At 68.8% G+C, this 17,011-nt stretch carries 16 protein-coding genes, 1 tRNA gene, 2 pseudogenes and 1 riboswitch; of the genes and pseudogenes, 11 read left to right on the top strand and 8 right to left on the bottom strand.

Translation table 11 applies throughout. The features are described from left to right. A pseudogene (locus B3I25_RS03405) lies at positions 1–379 on the top strand (ribonuclease HI); the annotation flags it as partial. 8 nt (positions 380–387) lie between these two features. Here the strand turns inward: B3I25_RS03405 and B3I25_RS03410 are convergent. The 4 genes from B3I25_RS03410 to B3I25_RS03425 all read right to left on the bottom strand — a co-directional run bounded on the left by B3I25_RS03410 (position 388) and on the right by B3I25_RS03425 (position 3,320). After that, the gene (locus tag B3I25_RS03410) at positions 388–678 is read right to left on the bottom strand and encodes a WXG100 family type VII secretion target (protein ID WP_286737811.1); all 291 of its coding nucleotides are present in this window, start codon (positions 676–678) and stop codon (positions 388–390) included. Between the two features lie 106 nt (positions 679–784). After that, positions 785–2,257 carry a sensor histidine kinase gene (locus B3I25_RS03415; protein ID WP_179861285.1) on the bottom strand — a complete coding sequence of 491 codons (1,473 nt, stop codon included), beginning with the start codon at positions 2,255–2,257 and terminating at the stop codon, positions 785–787. 4 nt (positions 2,258–2,261) lie between these two features. Continuing rightward, on the bottom strand, positions 2,262–2,975 hold the full coding sequence (locus B3I25_RS03420) for a response regulator transcription factor (RefSeq protein WP_035963961.1): 714 nt from the start codon (positions 2,973–2,975) through the stop codon (positions 2,262–2,264). 87 nt (positions 2,976–3,062) lie between these two features. Next, positions 3,063–3,320, bottom strand: a complete 258-nt coding sequence (locus B3I25_RS03425) for a hypothetical protein (protein WP_098054951.1) — start codon at positions 3,318–3,320, stop codon at positions 3,063–3,065. Positions 3,321–3,469: 149 nt separating this feature from the next. Here B3I25_RS03425 and B3I25_RS03430 point away from each other — a divergent pair, with 149 nt between their 5' ends. Genes B3I25_RS03430 through B3I25_RS03440 form a run of 3 tightly spaced genes read left to right on the top strand, consistent with a single transcriptional unit; the run spans position 3,470 to position 5,710 of the window. Beyond that, entirely contained in the window at positions 3,470–3,853 is a 384-nt protein-coding gene (locus tag B3I25_RS03430) for a cold-shock protein (protein WP_098054966.1), read from the top strand. Continuing rightward, positions 3,846–4,406 carry a DUF3027 domain-containing protein gene (locus B3I25_RS03435; RefSeq protein WP_241181033.1) on the top strand — a complete coding sequence of 187 codons (561 nt, stop codon included), beginning with the start codon at positions 3,846–3,848 and terminating at the stop codon, positions 4,404–4,406. The genes B3I25_RS03430 and B3I25_RS03435 overlap by 8 nt, the downstream gene beginning before the upstream one ends. Before the next feature lie 56 nt (positions 4,407–4,462). Then, positions 4,463–5,710: an MFS transporter gene (locus B3I25_RS03440; protein WP_085107044.1), complete on the top strand. Its 1,248-nt coding sequence runs from the start codon at positions 4,463–4,465 to the stop codon at positions 5,708–5,710. A 6-nt stretch (positions 5,711–5,716) separates the two neighbouring features. Here B3I25_RS03440 and serC read toward each other — a convergent pair whose 3' ends face one another. Continuing rightward, positions 5,717–6,835, bottom strand: coding sequence for a phosphoserine transaminase (gene serC / locus B3I25_RS03445; RefSeq protein ID WP_286737955.1), 1,119 nt, complete (start codon positions 6,833–6,835; stop codon positions 5,717–5,719). Positions 6,836–7,041: 206 nt separating this feature from the next. Between serC and B3I25_RS03450 the strand changes: the two genes are divergently transcribed. The 4 genes from B3I25_RS03450 (at position 7,042) to B3I25_RS03465 (ending at position 10,811) form a co-directional block, all read left to right on the top strand. Continuing rightward, positions 7,042–7,752 carry a metal-dependent transcriptional regulator gene (locus B3I25_RS03450; RefSeq protein WP_064847209.1) on the top strand — a complete coding sequence of 237 codons (711 nt, stop codon included), beginning with the start codon at positions 7,042–7,044 and terminating at the stop codon, positions 7,750–7,752. 400 nt (positions 7,753–8,152) lie between these two features. Beyond that, positions 8,153–8,311: riboswitch (cyclic di-AMP (ydaO/yuaA leader) on the top strand. A 3-nt stretch (positions 8,312–8,314) separates the two neighbouring features. Further along, the gene (locus B3I25_RS03455) at positions 8,315–8,926 is read left to right on the top strand and encodes a C40 family peptidase (RefSeq protein ID WP_286737816.1); all 612 of its coding nucleotides are present in this window, start codon (positions 8,315–8,317) and stop codon (positions 8,924–8,926) included. A 232-nt stretch (positions 8,927–9,158) separates the two neighbouring features. After that, positions 9,159–10,253, top strand: a complete 1,095-nt coding sequence (locus B3I25_RS03460) for an NlpC/P60 family protein (protein WP_286737817.1) — start codon at positions 9,159–9,161, stop codon at positions 10,251–10,253. A 270-nt stretch (positions 10,254–10,523) separates the two neighbouring features. Further along, positions 10,524–10,811 carry a hypothetical protein gene (locus B3I25_RS03465; protein WP_206399505.1) on the top strand — a complete coding sequence of 96 codons (288 nt, stop codon included), beginning with the start codon at positions 10,524–10,526 and terminating at the stop codon, positions 10,809–10,811. A gap of 184 nt (positions 10,812–10,995) precedes the next feature. Here the strand turns inward: B3I25_RS03465 and B3I25_RS03470 are convergent, their stop codons facing one another. Next, positions 10,996–11,877, bottom strand: a complete 882-nt coding sequence (locus B3I25_RS03470; RefSeq protein WP_206399506.1) for a DUF4031 domain-containing protein — start codon at positions 11,875–11,877, stop codon at positions 10,996–10,998. 75 nt (positions 11,878–11,952) lie between these two features. Here B3I25_RS03470 and B3I25_RS03475 point away from each other — a divergent pair. Next, a tRNA-Arg gene (locus B3I25_RS03475) sits at positions 11,953–12,025 on the top strand. A 222-nt stretch (positions 12,026–12,247) separates the two neighbouring features. On the opposite strand, the gene B3I25_RS03480 is transcribed toward B3I25_RS03475, so the two are convergent. Further along, a complete protein-coding gene (locus B3I25_RS03480) occupies positions 12,248–12,949 on the bottom strand; it encodes a hypothetical protein (protein ID WP_286737818.1) in 702 nt (233 codons plus the stop codon). A 107-nt stretch (positions 12,950–13,056) separates the two neighbouring features. Between B3I25_RS03480 and B3I25_RS03485 the strand changes: the two genes are divergently transcribed. After that, complete coding sequence (locus B3I25_RS03485) at positions 13,057–13,785, top strand: integrase (RefSeq protein WP_231885634.1); 729 nt, start codon at positions 13,057–13,059, stop codon at positions 13,783–13,785. A gap of 59 nt (positions 13,786–13,844) precedes the next feature. Next, a complete protein-coding gene (pcrA, locus tag B3I25_RS03490; RefSeq protein WP_286737820.1) occupies positions 13,845–16,301 on the top strand; it encodes a DNA helicase PcrA in 2,457 nt (818 codons plus the stop codon). A gap of 218 nt (positions 16,302–16,519) precedes the next feature. Here the strand turns inward: pcrA and B3I25_RS03495 are convergent. Then, positions 16,520–17,011: pseudogene (locus tag B3I25_RS03495) on the bottom strand (hypothetical protein); the annotation flags it as partial.

Genomic DNA, 17,011 nt, shown 5'->3' on the forward strand with positions numbered 1-17,011 from the left:
GGACTCCACGGACTCCACGGATTCCAACGGCACCCCCGAGCATCTCATCTCGGACGCGGCCGCGCGTGAGGCCACGGTCCTCGGCCGCGGGAATGCTCCCGGTGGACCGGGGGAGTCCCTGCACCCCGACCTGGTGTGCGTGGACCGGCGAGGTGCCACGGCAGCCCCCGAGTCCGTGCTGAGCATCGTCGAAGCGGCAGGGTGCGAGCCCCGGGAGCTGCGGGTCACGGCCCTGGGCGCGCACGCCTACCACGTGAGCTACCGGCTCGAGGAGACATCCGTCGTGACCCGGCGCAGTTCCGTGTGGGTCCGCGAGGACCAGCACCACGACATGGGCCCATGGCTATTGCGGTACCACCAGGTCACGGCGGAGGTCTGAGCCCGGGCTCACCCGGCGAACATCCGCGCGTTCGCGGCCTCGGTCTCGGCGTACTGGGTGCCCGCGGTCGCGAGCGCCTGGTTGATCTGGGCCACGGCCTGTTCCATCTGGGCCTGCGCGGAGCGCCAGGAGTGGAAGGCCTCCTGGAAGCTGACCGAGGCGGTGCCGGTCCACGAGGCCTGGAGATCGGCGAGCGTGGCGCTCATGCCGTTGACCTCGGAGCTGAGCCGTTCGATGTGCCCGTGGGCCTGCTGGGACTTGGCGGCAATGGTGTCACTGTCCACGACGAAGTGGGCCATGGTGTTTCCTCCCTGGAGCGGATGCGGTGGCCGGTGGATTGCCGGGCCCGATCAACGCTAGGCAGCTCGTGCCGCACAACGCCCCAGAGAGGGAGGGGATGGGGACTCAGGCGTCCTCGGAGTCCTCGTCCACAGGTTTCGTGTGGGGGATCCGCACGGTGAAGGTCGCCCCGCCGCCGTCGGTCTCCTCGAGTTTCACCGCGCCGTCGTGCTGGGCGATGATCGCGGCCACGATGGACAGGCCCAGCCCCGTGCCGCCGGTCTCGCGGGTGCGGGAGGAATCCGCGCGGTAGAAGCGTTCGAAGACGCGCTCGGCGTCCTCCCGGTCGATACCGGGCCCGTGGTCGCGCACCTGCAGTACGGAGGTGAACCCGCCGTCCACGGCACTCTCCAGACCCACCGCAAGTTCGAGCGGCGATCCCGCGGGGGTGTAGCGCAGGGCGTTGGTGATCAGATTGGCCACGACCTGGCGCAGCTTGGACTCGTCCCCGTGCACCCACGCGGCCTCGGGCTGGGAGTCGTGCAGCCCCACGACCCGCACCGTGCGGTCCGGTGCCGTGGCGTGGGCGTCGGACGCGGCGTCGTACGCCAGGTGCAAGAGGTCCACTGGTCGCGTGGTGGCGACCCGGCGTTCGTCCAACCGGGCCAGGGTCAGCAGGTCCTCCACGAGCTGGGTCATCCGCTTGGACTCGGACTCGATGCGTTCCATGGCCTTGCCCACGTCCTCGGGCGTCTGCAGCGCGCCGTGGCGGTACAACTCCGAGTACCCGCGGATCGACACCAGGGGGGTGCGCAGCTCGTGGGAGGCGTCCGCGACGAACCGCCGCAGTTTGATCTCGGAGCGGGTGCGGGCGTCGAACGCGTCCTCGATGTGGCCGAGCATCGCGTTGAGCGAGCCCGAGAGCTGTCCGATCTCGGTCTGGGGGTTGTAACCCTCCATGCGCTGGGAGAGGTCCCCCTCCGCGATCCGGGCGGCCGTGGCCTCGACCTGCCGCAACGGTTGGAACGCCCGGGTGACCATGACCCAGCCCACGGTCATGGCCGCGAGCAGGGTGGCCAGGCCGAAGCTGAACGTCAGCAACCCCACGCCGGAGATGATCGCGTTGGTGCGGTCCAGGGGTTCGGCCACGACCACGGACATGTCGAACGCCGTGAGTTTGGTGGGCACCACCCGCCACTTGCGCTCGGGGACGCCCACGGATCCCACGGTCTCCGCCTGGCCGTCGTGGGCCATGACGTAGTCCAGGGTCATCCCGCTCAGATCTGGACTCGAGCTGTCCGGGGACGTGCCGGTACCGCTGCGAGCGCTCGCCACCACGTTGCCGTTCTGATCCAGCAGGTACCCCGAATTGGGCACCGGTGTGGTCACGTCACCCTGCAGCGCTCCCGTGAGCACCGGGGCCACGGTGTTCACGGACCCGCGCAGTTCCTGGTCCATGCTGGTCACGAGCGAGTCGCGCAGCACGGACACAGCCACGAGCGTGGTCACCGAGATGCTGATGGCCAGCAACAGCCCCGTGAGGGCCATCAGCTGGGAACGCAGGGATGCGGAGCGGAACCGGCGGGTGAGGACGTTCAATGGTTCAGTGGCGCTTGTCCGCCGAGCGCAAGAGGTAACCCACGCCGCGCTTGGTGTGGATCAGGGACGGCTGCTCGGGGTCGTTGTCGATCTTGCGGCGCAGATAGGAGATGTAGGACTCCACGATGGAGGCGTCCCCGTTGAAGTCGTACTCCCACACGTGGTCCAGGATCTGGGCCTTGGACAGCACCCGGTTGGGGTTGAGCATGAGGTAGCGAAGCAGCTTGAACTCGGTGGGGGACAGGTCGATCTCGCGCCCGCCGCGGAAGACCTCGTGGGCGTCGTCGTCCAGGACCAGGTCGTCCACGCGCAGCCGGGAGTCCTCCTCCTCGAGCGGCTGGGTGCGGCGCAACACGGCGCGGATGCGGGCGACGACCTCGTCCAGGCTGAACGGCTTTGTGACGTAGTCGTCACCGCCCACGGTCAGGCCGGCGACCTTGTCGTCGGTGTCGTCCTTGGCGGTGAGGAACAGGATGGGGAAGTGGCGTCCGGCGGCGCGCAGCTTGCGGGTCACGGAGAATCCGTCGATGTCCGGGAGCATGACGTCCAGCACGGCGAGGTCCGGGTCCTCGGCCTCGGCCTTGAGCAGGGCGTCCCGGCCGTTCGCCGCGGTGACCACTTCGAAGCCCGCGAATCGCAGGGAGGTGGCCAGCAGTTCCAGGATGTTGGGTTCGTCGTCGACGACGAGCAGTTTCGCTTCGGGTGTTTTCGTGTTCACGCCCGTCAGTATCTCCAAGTTTCCTGAATGGATTCTGTTCTCCGGCCGTCCGTTATCTGGAAGGACGGCGACGCCGCTGCGCGCGCCTCAGCGGGCCGAGCGCTGTCGCGCGCCCCGCAACAGTTCCACGCACATCAGCAGGAAGGCCACGGGGAGGAAGATCGCGGGGAAGACCGTGAACCCGCCCCAGATCACGTGCCCGCCGGCAGCCGCCACGAGCACCGCCACCAGCGACAGCACGCACACGAACGCGAGGACCAGTGTGACGACGAGCAGGGGGGACATGCCCCGGCGAGGGCTCGGGGAGGTGCGGCCGGATGCGGTGGGAACGGTGGGTTCGGACATGGTCCTCACGGTAGCAAGGACCGGTTACGCGGTGGGTTGAATCCGGGCCCGGGGCGATCATGAGAGGGCTAAACTATTGACTTCGCGAGCCGCCCGCGTTCCCGCCGGTGGCCGCGCAGACACGGCGACGAGAGACTGAGGTGATCCGCGTGCCCACGGGCAAGGTCAAGTGGTTCGACGCAGACAAGGGTTTCGGCTTCCTGGCCACCGACGACGGCCAGGAAGTGTTCCTGCATTCGTCCGCCCTGCCCAAGGGGGTCACCACGGTCAAGCCCGGGACCCGCATGGATTTCGGGATCGCGGACGGCAAGCGCGGTGCGCAGGCCCTGTCCGCGACCTTACTGAGCAAGCCGCAGTCCGTGGCTCGCAACACGCGCAAGCCCCCCGAGGAGATGGCCGTGCTCACCGAGGACCTCATCCGGTTGTTGGACGGGATGTCCAACGGACTGCGCCGGGGGCGCTACCCGGACCACGTGCACGGCAAGAAGATCGCGACCATCCTGCGCACCGTGGCGGATGAGCTCGATGTCTGAGACCACTGCGGAGACCGCTCCGCAGCGACGCGCGGGGCGTACACGCACACCCAAGCAGGACCCGGTGCTTACGGGCGCGGTGGATCTCGCGCGGGAGGCTGTGCTGGCCCCCGTGACGGACGCGTCCTCGGTGGGGGAACACCTCGGTGTCACCGTGCACGAGGACCGGCTGCTGACCCACCTCTTCGACTGTCGCCTGGCTGGCTACCCCGGCTGGGCGTGGTACGCGACCGTGGCCCGGGCCCCGCGCAGCAAGCACGTGACCGTGTGCGAGACCGGCCTCGTGGCGGGTCCTGATTCCCTCCTGGCCCCGGACTGGGTGCCATGGGAGGAGCGGATGCAGGCGCTCCAGGAGCAGGAGGCGCAGGACGAGCACGACTCCCCGGCGGAGGGGGGCGAGCACCCGGGCGACGGACAGGACTCCGCCGACGCCGAGCACGCCGGTGACGATGACACCGCACCCGCCGAGGAGACCTCCACCGATGGGGAGACCTCCCGCACCGAGGACGAGTACGCTGCATCGGAAGACGCCGAGGACGGCGCGGCATCGTAGGCAGCAGACCGGCCGCCGCCCCCGGGACCCCGCCGCCGGCGGTCCCGGAGTCGGGGATGTTCCGGTCCCTGCGCATCCGTAACTACCGTCTGTGGTTCACGGGCGCGCTCGTGTCCAACGTGGGTACGTGGATGCAGCGCACCGCCCAGTCATGGCTCGTGTTCGATGAACTGACCGATCACGACGCCACGGCCATGGGCGTGGTGATGGCCCTGCAGTTCGTTCCGCAATTGCTGCTCGCCCCCTACGCGGGGGTGCTCGCGGACCGCTACGACCGGCGCCGGATCCTTGTGATCACGCAGGGTGTCATGGCGCTGCTGGCCCTGGGGTTGGGCATCCTGTTGCTCCTGGACGTCGCGCAGTTGCCCACCGTGTACGCGTTCGCGCTGGGCCTGGGGATCGTCGCGACGTTCGACGCCCCCGTCCGGCAGACGTTCGTCTCGGAGATGGTCCCGGACACCCACGTGTCCAACGCAGTGGCCCTGAATTCCACATCGTTCAACTCGGCGCGGTTGATCGGTCCCGCGGTCGCCGGTGTGCTGGTCGCCGCCGTGGGCACGGGGTGGGTCTTCATGATCAACACCCTCACGTTCGCCGCGATGATCTGCGCGATCGTGCTGATCGACGCCGCCAAGTTGCGTCCCGCTCCACGCGCGCGGCGGGCACGCGGGCAGATCCGGGAGGGCATCGGCTATGTGCTCCACCGCCCGGACCTCGTGGCGGTCATGAGCACGATCTTCATGATCGGCACGTTCGGGATGAACTTCGCCGTGTTCCTCGCGGCCATGGGTGGTTCCGTGTTCGGGCGCGGCTCCGAGGAGTTCGGCGTCCTCAACTCGATCCTGGCAGTAGGCACCCTGACCGGGGCGTTGCTCTCCGCCCGCCGCGCGCGGGCGCGGTTGCGCTACATCTTCTTAGGCTGCGTGGCCTTCGCGATCACGTGCCTGGGTGCGGCCACCGCCCCCACGCTGTGGGTTTTCGCGCTGTGGCTGATCCCGTGCGGCATCGCGTCGCTCACGATCATGACCACCGCCAACGCCTATGTCCAGACGACCACCGCACCCGCGATGCGCGGGCGCGTGATGAGTCTCTACATGGCCATCTTCATGGGCGGTACGCCGATCGGCGCACCCACCGTGGGGTGGCTGACCGACACGCTCGGGGCGCGGTGGGGCATGGGTGCGGCGGTGCTCGCCGGGGTCGTGGGCGCGCTGATCGGCGCGTGCTTCGCGTGGCGACTGCGCCGGGAACGGCAGCTCGCGACGTCGTCCACGGCGGCGCCGGGGACGACGTCGCGCGGCTGAGTCCGCTCAGTCCAGGCCGTTCGCCACGGTCCAGTCGATGCACTCCAACAGGGCGCGGACGTCCTCCGACGGTACGGAGACGAACGTGGCGATCCGCAACTGGTTGCGCCCGAGCTTGCGGTACGGCTCAACGTCCACCACGCCGTTCGCGCGCAGGACGGCCGCGATCCGGGCGGCGTCCACCGCGTCGTCGAAGTCCACCGTGCACACCACGGGGGAGCGGTGCTCGGCCAGCGTGACGAACGGGGCGGCGACGTCGCTGCGTTGCGCCCAGTCGTAGACGAGCCCCGAGGTCTCGGCCGTGTGGCGGGATGCCCAGTCCAGTCCGCCCTGGGCGTTGAGCCAGCCCGCCTGCTCGTTGAGCATCACGAGCCCCGCGAGTGCGGGGGTGTTGTAGGTCTGGTGCTTGCGGGAGTTCTCCACGGCCGTGGCAAGGGACAGCACGTCCGGGATCCAGCGACCGGACGCGGCGATGCGCTCGACCCGATCGAGCGCGGCGGGGGAGAAGGCGGCGAACCAGATCCCGCCGTCACTGCCGAAGTTCTTCTGCGGGGAGAAGTAGTAGACATCGGTCTCAGAGAGGTCGACCGCCATCCCACCCGCGGCGGACGTCGCGTCGATGACCGTCAGAGCGCCGTCGTCCGCGTGAACGCGCTGTACGGGCATGGCGACGCCGGTGGAGGTCTCGTTCTGGGGCCACGCGTAGACGTCCACCCCGGGCGCCACGCGAGGCCCCTCGGGGCGCGAACCGGCCGGGGCCTCGATGACCACGGAGGGTTCGAGAAACGGTGCGCGATCCGTCACGTGCGCGAACTTGGCGCCGAACTCCCCGAAGCTGAGGTGCTCGGCGCGCCGGGACACGAGGCTGAAGGCCGCACTGTCCCAGAAGGTGCTGGACCCACCGAGACCCAGCACGATCTCGTACCCCTCGGGCAGTGCGAAGAACTCGGCGAGGCGCTCCTGCACCTGCGCTACCAGGTTCTTGACCGGGGCCTGGCGGTGGGACGTACCCAGCAGTGTGCTGCCACCGCGTTCGAGCGCGGCCACCTGCTCGGCCCGCACCCGGGACGGGCCCGCGCCGAAACGGCCATCCGCGGGCAACAGGGACGGGGGGATCACGGGCATGCTGGTCACGAAGGCTCCTCTGGCGGGCGGTCGGGTGTGTCCCCCATTGTGCCCGCCCGGGGAGTCGATGGCGCGTTCGAGACGCCTGCCGCCAGGACACCCACTGGCTATAATTATCCTGAATCATTCAGACTAGGCTGAACGGCAGCCCCCACCGGGGGTCGTTGACCCGCGCGCTGTGGTGCGCAGAAATCTGAGGACGAACCATGAGCGGCGATCTGATCGACACCACCGAAATGTACTTGCGCACGGTGCTGGAGCTGGAGGAAGAGGGGATCACCCCCATGCGAGCCCGCATCGTGGAACGCCTGCACCACTCCGGCCCCACCGTGTCTCAGACCGTCTCCCGCATGGAGCGCGACGGCCTGCTCTCGGTCGCGCCGGACCGCTCCCTGCAACTCACCGAGGCCGGGCGCACCACCGCTGTGTCCGTGATGCGCAAGCACCGGCTCGCCGAACGACTCCTCGCGGACGTGGTGGGCCTGGACATGGCGCACGTCCACGAGGAGGCCTGCCGCTGGGAACACGTGATGAGTGAGCGCGTGGAACAGCGGCTCGTGAACCTCCTGGGGGATCCCGAGAACTCCCCGTACGGCACGCCCATCCCGGGGCGGGGCGAGCACCACGGCACCGGTGCCGCGGCCGAGGTCTTCGACGGCCTCACCCTGCTCGAGGTCGCCGGAGCCCAGGACTCCACGGAGTACGTGGTCCGGCTGCTGCCGGAAGTGGTGCAGGCGGATCAGGAACTCATCGAGATGCTCAGCTCCGCGGGCATCCTCACGGGCTCCAGGGTCACGGCCGAGATCAACCCCGGGGACGAGAACCGGGTCGTGGTGACCCGGGTCGATTCGGGAGTGTCCCTGGACCTGGACTCCGCCACCGCGCGCGCCATTCGGGTGGCCGCCGCCGAGGCTTGATCGCCGCTGCGTCTCTCCGCGGTTGCTTCCGATGACGTCGGAACGCGACGCGCCGTGATCTTCGAGAAGTTGACCGTGATCTTCCGACTGTGTGGACAATCACGGGTGATCGGTGCGGTTTCGACCTTCGCTCACTGGGTGAGCCCTGTATCACCGCAGGTCAGGAGCCTTTTCCGTGGTGTGGGCTTTCGAGCGGGCGGGCGTGCTGAGGCGGCCGATTGATATCGACGGTCGTGGTAATCCACGGTGATTCATAGCGACCGATGCCCGATGCGTGACCGGCTGTAATCAAAACGTGACATTTTCGTTATCCATCCTGTACAGTCATGCCCGTGCCGATCACTGGTCGGATCGCCACTCCCGAGCGTTCGCCGAGTTCTGCCATGCGCTCCGGGACCCGTACACAGAACATCCGCATGGCAGAAGCGGGGGAACCACTTCCGGGCTCGTTGCCATCCGACGGGTCCTTGGGGTCAAGCCAGCACGGCACCTAGGTGCGTGCGGCCGGATGTCTCCCATCCGAACCCGACAGCTCACCTCGTAGGCGCAGGGAGGAACACACATGTCTTTCATGAAGCAGAACTCTGCCCGGCACCGCGCCGAGACGAAGTCGCACCTCGTGCGTAACACCACTATCGGTACGGTCGTCGCTGGTGCCGCCGTGGTCGGCCTCACGGCCCCCGCGCAGGCCTCGAGCGGTCTCATCGATCTGGGCTCCACGGCTTCCTACGGCTACCAGGCGTCCACCTCCTCGGTGCAGGCCTACAACGCGTCGTACACCATGCAGACCACCAACACCGTGGGCTCCGCCGCCAGCGTGAGCACCCAGTCGAACCACTCCACGGGTGGTCTGGTGGGCACCGCCTACCAGGGCATCGGCGGCGCGTACGTCTGGGGCGGCGTTGGCTTCAAGGCCTGGGACTGCTCCGGCTTCACCCAGTGGGTCTACGCCCAGAACGGCATCAACCTGCCCCGCACCACCTGGGCCCAGTTCGCCGCTGGCACCCCCACCTCCAACCCGCAGCCCGGCGATCTGGTCTCCCAGAACGGCGGCTCCCACGTGGGGATCTACATCGGCAACGGCCAGATGATCTCCGCTCTCAATCCCTCGCAGGGCACTCAGGTTCACTCCGTGAATGCCATGCAGCTGGATGGTTACTACACCTTCCGGTGACCCGGTGACACCGCGCCCGAGCATGATGCGCGGTCCACACCGAGCCACATTGCGGCCGGGTGTGCTGGCCGGGTCCCCGGACCTCGGTCGGCACACCGCGCCGGAACCACCTGAAAATCGAAAGTAATCTCCCGCCCAAATCCGTGCACCGCTGCTGCGTCCTGACGTATGTGCCGGTCACCGCACACCTCCGTGCCCTGGGTGGACACGAATGTGTTAGGAAACCACACGAATGTCGAACGAAACCGCTCCTCACGCCGCCAAGGGCATCTTCGCGGGTAAGGCCCGCACCGTCGCCGCCGTCGCGGCCTTCTCAGGTCTGGCCCTCGCGACCACCGTGTCCGTGCAGGCCACGCAGAATGCCTCCGAGCAGGCCCCCGCCGCCGCTGTGTCTGAGGCTCCCGCCTCCGAGAACACTGTCTCCGCGGAGCCCGCCGCCAAGGCCGACAAGGCCCAGGAGAACGCTGCCAAGGAGCAGAAGGCCGCGAAGACCGAGAAGGCGCAGCCCGCCGCTCAGGCTCCCGCTCAGCCCTCCGTGGTCCAGGCCGCTCCCGTGGCCGACGTGACCCCGCTGCAGGCTCCCGCCGTTCCGGCTGCAGCCCCCACCGTCGTGACCGCTTCCGAGAACGTCACCTCGGTCGCCGAGCAGGCTCCGGTGGCCCAGGGCCGCCACGCCGCTCCCGCCACCGCTCAGACCGTTGCCAAGGAGGCCGCCGCCGAGCAGCGCGCCGCTGTGGCTTCCCCGGTGATCCCGAACTACGCCCCCGCCCAGGGTGCCGCTGCCGCCCAGCCTGCGTCCTACAAGGCTTCGCAGGCCCCGGCCGCCCCGAAGGCGCAGGCTGCCCCCACGGCTCAGGCCGCCACCCAGGTGACCACGCAGTCCAACACCCAGGCAAAGGCCGAGGCTGCTCCCGCCGCCACCCAGGTGACCACGCAGTCCAACACCCAGGCGAAGGCTCAGGCTGCTCCCGCCGCCAAGGCCTCCTCCGTGTCCGGCTCCGCGAAGGGCCAGGCCATCCTGGGTGCCGCCGAGGCTCAGCTCGGTGTGGCCCAGGACTGCACCATGCTGGTGACCAACTCCCTCAAGGCCGTGGGCATCAACCACCACGGCTGGCCGGCCAGCTACAAGTCGCTGGGCACCCAGGTCTCCGCGGACCAGGCCCGCGCCGGTGACATCGCCTACTACGCCAACGGCGGTTCCGGCATGGCTCACGTGGCCATCTACGCCGGTAACGGCCAGGCCATCCACGGCGGTTGGAACGGTAACCAGACCGTGAAGACCAGCGCCTACGTGGGCTCCGGCCCCGAGTTCATCCGCGTCGGCTGAACCGGATCGAGTTCGGCACAGCGCTGATCCGCGCGGCGCCACACCTCGTGTCGAGTCGGGACCGGTTGTGTACCCGATCCCGATGAGAGCGATAGAGAACGTACGGACCCTGTTGACCGCAGGGTCCGTACGTTTTTTCGTGCCCGGAACCCGGACGTGGACCGGCAGCGGTGATCACTCAGCCCTCCTAGCACCCGATCCCCGTCGTGCAGGCGTCGATCGCGGATCGGCCCCAGCGATCGCGCAGCCGCGGCCCGTAGAATGGACGCCATGCCCTCCGATCTCTCCACCGCCGCACGCACCCCGCAGGACCAGGAATTCACCTACTACGCCGTGGGCATGGTTGCCGGTGCCATCCCGGGGATCGTCGTGGGGTTCATAGTGGCCGCGTTCGTGGGTCACGCCGCCATGTGGTTGTCGGTTTTCGGTGGCGTGGGGATCATCATCGGCCTCGTGGTCGCCACGGTCGTCTTCCGGCGACGCCGCGCGGCCGCCCGGGCAGCCCAGCCCACCTCGCCCGCAGCGCCGGGCGACGACGTCGCCGATCACCGCAGCTGAGCCCGTCCCACCGGGGACCCGGCACGCCGCTGTCGGCCCTCCTCGCAGACCCACCCACCGGAGAGCCGGGTCGACGTCGCTGGGTATTCTTACGGGTCCGCGTGGCCGTCCAGCCCGGCCCCGAGCTCCACGCGGCGGTGAGTTCTCCGTCCCCCGTTACTTCCAATCGACCTCGAAGGCCGGCTCAGGCCGCGATCAGCTGCGTGATCTCCCGTTCCAGGTTCTCCCGGGCGCGGGCCTCCCACAACGTCACCGCACGAGGATCGTGGAACAACGTGTCTTTTTCCAAGAGTCCGCGCAGGATCTCGGCGCGGCCCGCCCTGAACTGCTCTTCCGGGACGTGGGCGTACTCGCGGCGCACCGTGGTCCGATACCGCTCGTACTCGTTCTCGCTGCCGCCCAGCACGGACAGGTCCGCGTCCACGAGTCGACAGGCGTCCACGTCGCTCGGATCCGGGCGGTGGTCCACGGTCACGAGCACGAGCTCCGCCACGCGGCGCCCGATGGCCGCGGGCCACTCCGGGCCTGACAGTCGTTGCCGGGCCAGCTCGGCCGAGTCCCGTTCGTCCTGACCTGCTTGCCCGTCATACACGGCATCGTGGAACCACGCGGCGAGCACGAGCTCCGCGCTCGGGGCGCCGTGGGTGAGCCGGTCAATGCCTTCCAGTACGTTCAGCAGATGCGAAGGACCGTGGTAGACGCGGTGCGGTTCGCTCCAGCGGGTCAGCAGCTTGGCACCCAGGTCGGGATGCTCGGGGAAGTGGTGCGCCCAGCGGCGCGTGAGGGTCACCGCGAGCTTGGCCGGGCGGCGTCGTGCGGGGACCCGCAGGCCACTGTGGATCAGGACACGGACGAGTTTCTTGCCGTCTACAGCGAGGGCACCCGCGGCCACAGCGTCAGCGTGGCGGTGCGCGGGGACGTCGTAGTGGTCGCGGTCGAAGGCACGTTCCGAGACCCCCAGGGCGCGGGCGAACTCGTGCAGCTCGGCCAGGGAGGTGTCGGAGATCAGGTGCGAGAACACCGTGCCGTGCGCGGGCCATCGGGGTGGATCGATGTAGACGGTCATGGCTCCATTGTGCGCTGTTCCAATGTGCTCTCAACTCGCGGGGGGAACGCGCCGCCGATACAGTGGTGCAGTGTTGCCCCCGTAGCTCAGGGGATAGAGCACGGCTCTCCTAAAGCCGGTGTCGTTGGTTCGAATCCAATCGGGGGCACCGAGGACGTCCCGCCCGATATCGGGCGGGACGTCGTCATTCCCGCAGTGCATTCCCACAACCGGCCGACCCGCCCAGCGAAACCCGCCCGCTCGGTGAGGATGGCCGACCCCGCACATCAACGGGGATGTATGAGTGGAGTACAAGCAGCCCGTGGCCCTGTGACCTACGTCAGCTCAGTTGAATCGCGGCGTGGGGAAGCGCGAGGGTGTATCCCCGAGCTCAGGCGCGCGGGCGCTGGCCCGGCAGCTTGCCCTCGGAGAAGTCGTCGAGTTTGCGGCGCGTCACGGATACCGCCACGATCACGGCGATCAGCACGAGCAGAGCGAACAACACCCACCGCGCGATCACGAGCCCCGAGGCGAGTGCCACGGCGGACGCGTCCGCGGGGTCGGCCACGGCGGCGTCGAGCACGGTGTTGCCCACCAGGAAGACCACCGCGTAGACCAGGATGACCGCCCAGTACACCCATTTGCGGGCGCGCTGCGGGGTGTTGAGCCCGGTGAACAGCAGCCAGCCCAGGCACATGAGAAGGGGAGTGAAGAGCCCCGTGGTCGCGTGCACGCCCTCGTACTCGGTGCGGCCGTCCGCGCCCAGGCCGCGGGCGAAGTCCGCGAGGTGGCCCTGGGAGAAACCGCCGGCCATGAGTTCGGGTGCGGTGACGCCGCCGGCAAGGTTTCCGGAGACGCCCTGCAGCACGAGCAGGTGGTAGTAGAGCCACAGCGCGGCACCCACGAAGAACGCGACGCCCACCAGGATCCCGGCCGACGACGCCTTGGTGGGTTCCGCGGCGAGCTCACCGGGGCGCATCTCGTGGACGCTCGCGGGGCGCACCCGGGGTGCACGAGCGGGCAAGGACCCCGCCTTCGCGGAGCCCGCGTTTTCCCCGTACTTCCTGGCCTTCTGCGCTCTGGTCATACCCATGGCCCCATTATCCCCCGGGTTGTACTGTGAATGACTACGGGTACCACGCTCGATGACGAGGTGGTGAACAGGTGCCCCGCGGGCACTGCGGAAGGGTGGTGATGGTCATGGAACTCTCCATCGGCCTGCCGGACGGACTGCTCATGAGCGCGGGTGACGGCACGGAACTCACCCTGTACGAGGCCGATCACACCACGGTCCGGCGCAGGATCAACTGCTCCGTCCTGGAGGGCGCGCGGATCGCGGACATCGTGTGGTCCCACAAGCTCTCCGCCGTGATCGCCGCCGTTCCGGACAAGAACCAGTTGTTCCGCTGGGACCCGTACACCGACGCCCTCCAGGAGTACGGCGGCACGGGTGAGCCCGGCCGCCGGGACGGGAAGATCGCTCAGGCCAAGTTCGCGGCCACGGTCTCGATCACCGAGGCCGGTGACGGCAAGTTGTGGCTCGTGGACAAGGATTCCTCCGCGCTGCGCTACATTGCGATCGATACGGACCGGCCCGACGGCGATCCCCACGTGGTCACGGTCATCGGCCGCCACGGTGCCGGGTACCAGGACGGCCCCGCGGCGGACGCCAAGCTCGCCCGCCCCGAGGACCTGCAGATCCTCTACGACGGTTCCGTGGTGGTCGCTGACACCGGCAACGACGCCATCCGCCATTTGGACCCCTCCGCGGGGGAGGTCTTCACCATTTACGGCGGGCCCGACCAGGACGGGGACGACCTCGACGAAGACGTCGTGCTGCAGGCCCCGGCGCGGGTCACCGTCGCGGATTCGCACCTGTGGGTCGAGGACGCCAACGGGCGCCACCTGTTGGAACCGCGCTACGTGTGATCCGGGGTTGTCCACGGGCCGGTGAGGGCGTCCCCACCGCTGGCTAAACTGGTGCCACCATGGACTTCCTCTCTGACAATCCCCTCCTGTCCGCGGCCTCGGTGCGCTCGGCGAACGCGCCCGACTCGGACGAGTTCTCCCAGCCCACCCCGGCATCCGGGGCTCAACTCGTGGAGGGACTGAACGACCCCCAACGCGCCGCCGTGGAGCACGCGGGTTCCCCGCTGCTCATCGTGGCCGGTGCCGGTTCCGGCAAGACCAGGGTCCTCACGCACCGGATCGCCTACTTGCTGGCCACGGGCCGCGCCCGCCGGGGGGAGATCCTCGCGATCACGTTCACGAACAAGGCCGCCGCGGAGATGCGGGAGCGGATCGTGGATCTCGTGGGGGAGTCCGCGCGCTCCATGTGGATCTCCACGTTCCACTCGCTGTGCGTGCGGATCCTACGCCGCGAGGCCAAGACCCTGGGGCTGTCCACCAACTTCTCCATCTACGACTCCGCGGACTCCCTGCGGTTGATCACCCAGGTGGCCAAGCAGCACGAGTTGGACCCCAAGCGGTTCGCGCCCAAGGCCATCCAGCACAAGATTTCCGCCCTCAAGAACGAGCTCGTGGACGACGAGACCTACCTGGCCCGCGCGAGTTCCTCGGACCCGTTCGAGTCCGCCGTGGCCCAGGTCTACCGGGGCTACACCCAGCGGTTGCGCGCGGCCAACGCCATGGACTTCGACGACCTCATCGGCGAGACCGTGCACATGTTCCGCGCGTTCCCTCAGGTGCTCGAGTACTACCGACGCCGCTTCCGGCACGTGCTCGTGGACGAGTACCAGGACACCAACCACGCCCAGTACGCGCTCGTGCGGGAACTCGTGGGAGGCGGTTCCGAGAACCACCCGGATGACTCCGGGATCCCGCCGGCCGAACTCACGGTGGTGGGGGACTCGGACCAGTCCATCTACGCGTTCCGCGGCGCGGACATCCGCAACATCACGGACTTCGAGCGGGACTTTCCCTCCGCGCGCACCATCCTGCTGGAACAGAACTACCGCTCCACGCAGAACATCCTCTCCGCGGCCAACTCCGTGATCTCCCAGAACGCGGACCGCCGGGACAAGAAACTGTGGACCGCGGAAGGCGATGGCGCCCCCATCATCGGGTACGCCGCTGAGAACGAACACGAAGAGGCTCGCTTCATCGCGGAGGAGATCGACACGCTGCAGGACGAGCACGGGATCCGCCCCGGCGACGTCGCCGTGTTCTACCGCACCAACGCACAATCGCGCTCCCTCGAGGAGATCCTGATGCGCGTAGGACTGCCCTACAAGGTGGTGGGCGGGACCCGCTTCTACGAGCGCAAGGAGATCAAGGACGCCATATCCTACCTGCGCGCGATCGCGAACCCCGCGGACGACATCACCGTGCGGCGCATCATCAACGAGCCCAAGCGAGGGATCGGGGACCGCGCCCAGGGCTCGATCGCGGCGCTCGCCGACCGCGAAGGCATCTCCTTCTCCGAGGCCATGCACCGCTTGGACGAGGCACCCGCCCTGGCCACCCGCTCGGCGAACGCCATCAAAAAGTTCTCCCAGCTCATGGACGATCTCGCGGAACTCGCTCAGGGCGCCTCGGTGACCGCGGTTCTCGAGGCCGTACTCGAACAGTCCGGGTACCTCGAGGCCCTGCGTACGTCCACCGACCCGCAGGACGAGTCCCGTGTGGAGAACCTCGCGGAGCTCGTGGCCGTGGTGCGCGAGTTCGAGAAGGACCGCCCGGACGCGGGCCTCGGGGAGTTCCTGGAACACGTGGCCCTCGTGGCGGACGCGGACCAGATCCCCACCCAGCCCGAACCCGAGGGCGGCGCGAGTGCCCAGCAGATCGCGGAGCAGGTCGCGCAAGCGCGTTCCCAGGGGGTCGTGACGCTCATGACCCTGCACACCGCCAAGGGGCTCGAGTTCCCGGTCGTGTTCCTCACGGGCATGGAGCACGGGATCTTCCCGCACCAGCGCAGCTTCGCCGACGCCTCGAGCATGGAGGAGGAACGCCGCCTCGCGTACGTGGGGATCACCCGGGCGCGCAAACGGCTGTACCTCACGCGCGCCGAGTCCCGCTCCATGTGGGGGCAGTCCCAATTCAATCCCGCGAGCCCGTTCCTGGACGAGATCCCTTCGCGGTTGATCGAGTGGAAGCGCGAGGGCGCCAGCGCCGCGGGCGGATGGGGTTCGCCCGTGCACGCCGGATTCCAGGCCCGCGATCCGTTGCGCGGTTCCTCGTGGGGTGCGGGCGCCGGATCCGGGGCAAGTTTCCGCAGGCTCTCACCGGCCTCCGCCGGGCGCGTGCAGCCCCAGCGGGAGATTCCTTCCCTCAGCGTGGGAGACACGGTGGAGCACAAGGCGTTCGGCCGCGGTTCCGTGGTCGCCATGGAGGGCTCCGGGGACAAGACGGTCGCCAAGGTGCGCTTCGGTGCGGAGGAGAAGCGGCTCCTGTTGCGTTACGCGCCCATGACCAAGGTCTCGTAAGGGGTACGACGCCGCGGCCCCGCCGCGCGCGGTGTCGTCCGGTGCGCCGAAACGCACCGGGTGGCTCGAACCTGCCTGGCGAACCCATCTGGCGGCCCGGTGCAGCCCGGTGTGCTGAGACGCACCCGGATGCTCGAACCGTTCGGGTGGCCCGGCGGGATCGGAGCGCAACCGATCAGGGTTGCTCCCGGCATGGAGACAGTAGAGGCGGTGATCGCTCAGACGAAGATCAACACGAGCACGGTGAACAGCGTGGTCACGCGCAGGGACTCGCCGGAGCGGACGTGGATCACGCCCAGCAGCACGCAGCTCAACAGGGTGGTCACGGCGGCCGCCTGGCCGCCGGCGAGGAAGGCCACGGCCCCCATCGTGAGGCCCGCCACGAGACCGCCCCACGGGACCCACCGGGACCCCTGGAACGTGAGGACCTCCCGGATGGCACGGTGCGAGTACGCCAGCAGGCCCGCGACTAGGAAACTGCGGCCCACCAGGTAGCAGACCCACGCGACCATCGCCAGCCACCCGAGGGGCCCGTACACGTCGAACAGTTGCAGGTAGCGGTCCAGCGGGGCCAGACCCCACGGCGCCCCGATCAATGCGGGCAGCACGATCGCGAGCACCACGGCCAGGACGAAGCACAACAGGATCTCCCGCCAGCGGCGGTGGTCCACCCCGCCGTCGACGCCGACTCGGCCCGCGGCGGCGTCGTC

It is taken from the genome of Kocuria sp. UBA1838 (assembly GCF_002338785.1).
Lineage (GTDB): Bacteria > Actinomycetota > Actinomycetes > Actinomycetales > Micrococcaceae > Kocuria > Kocuria marina.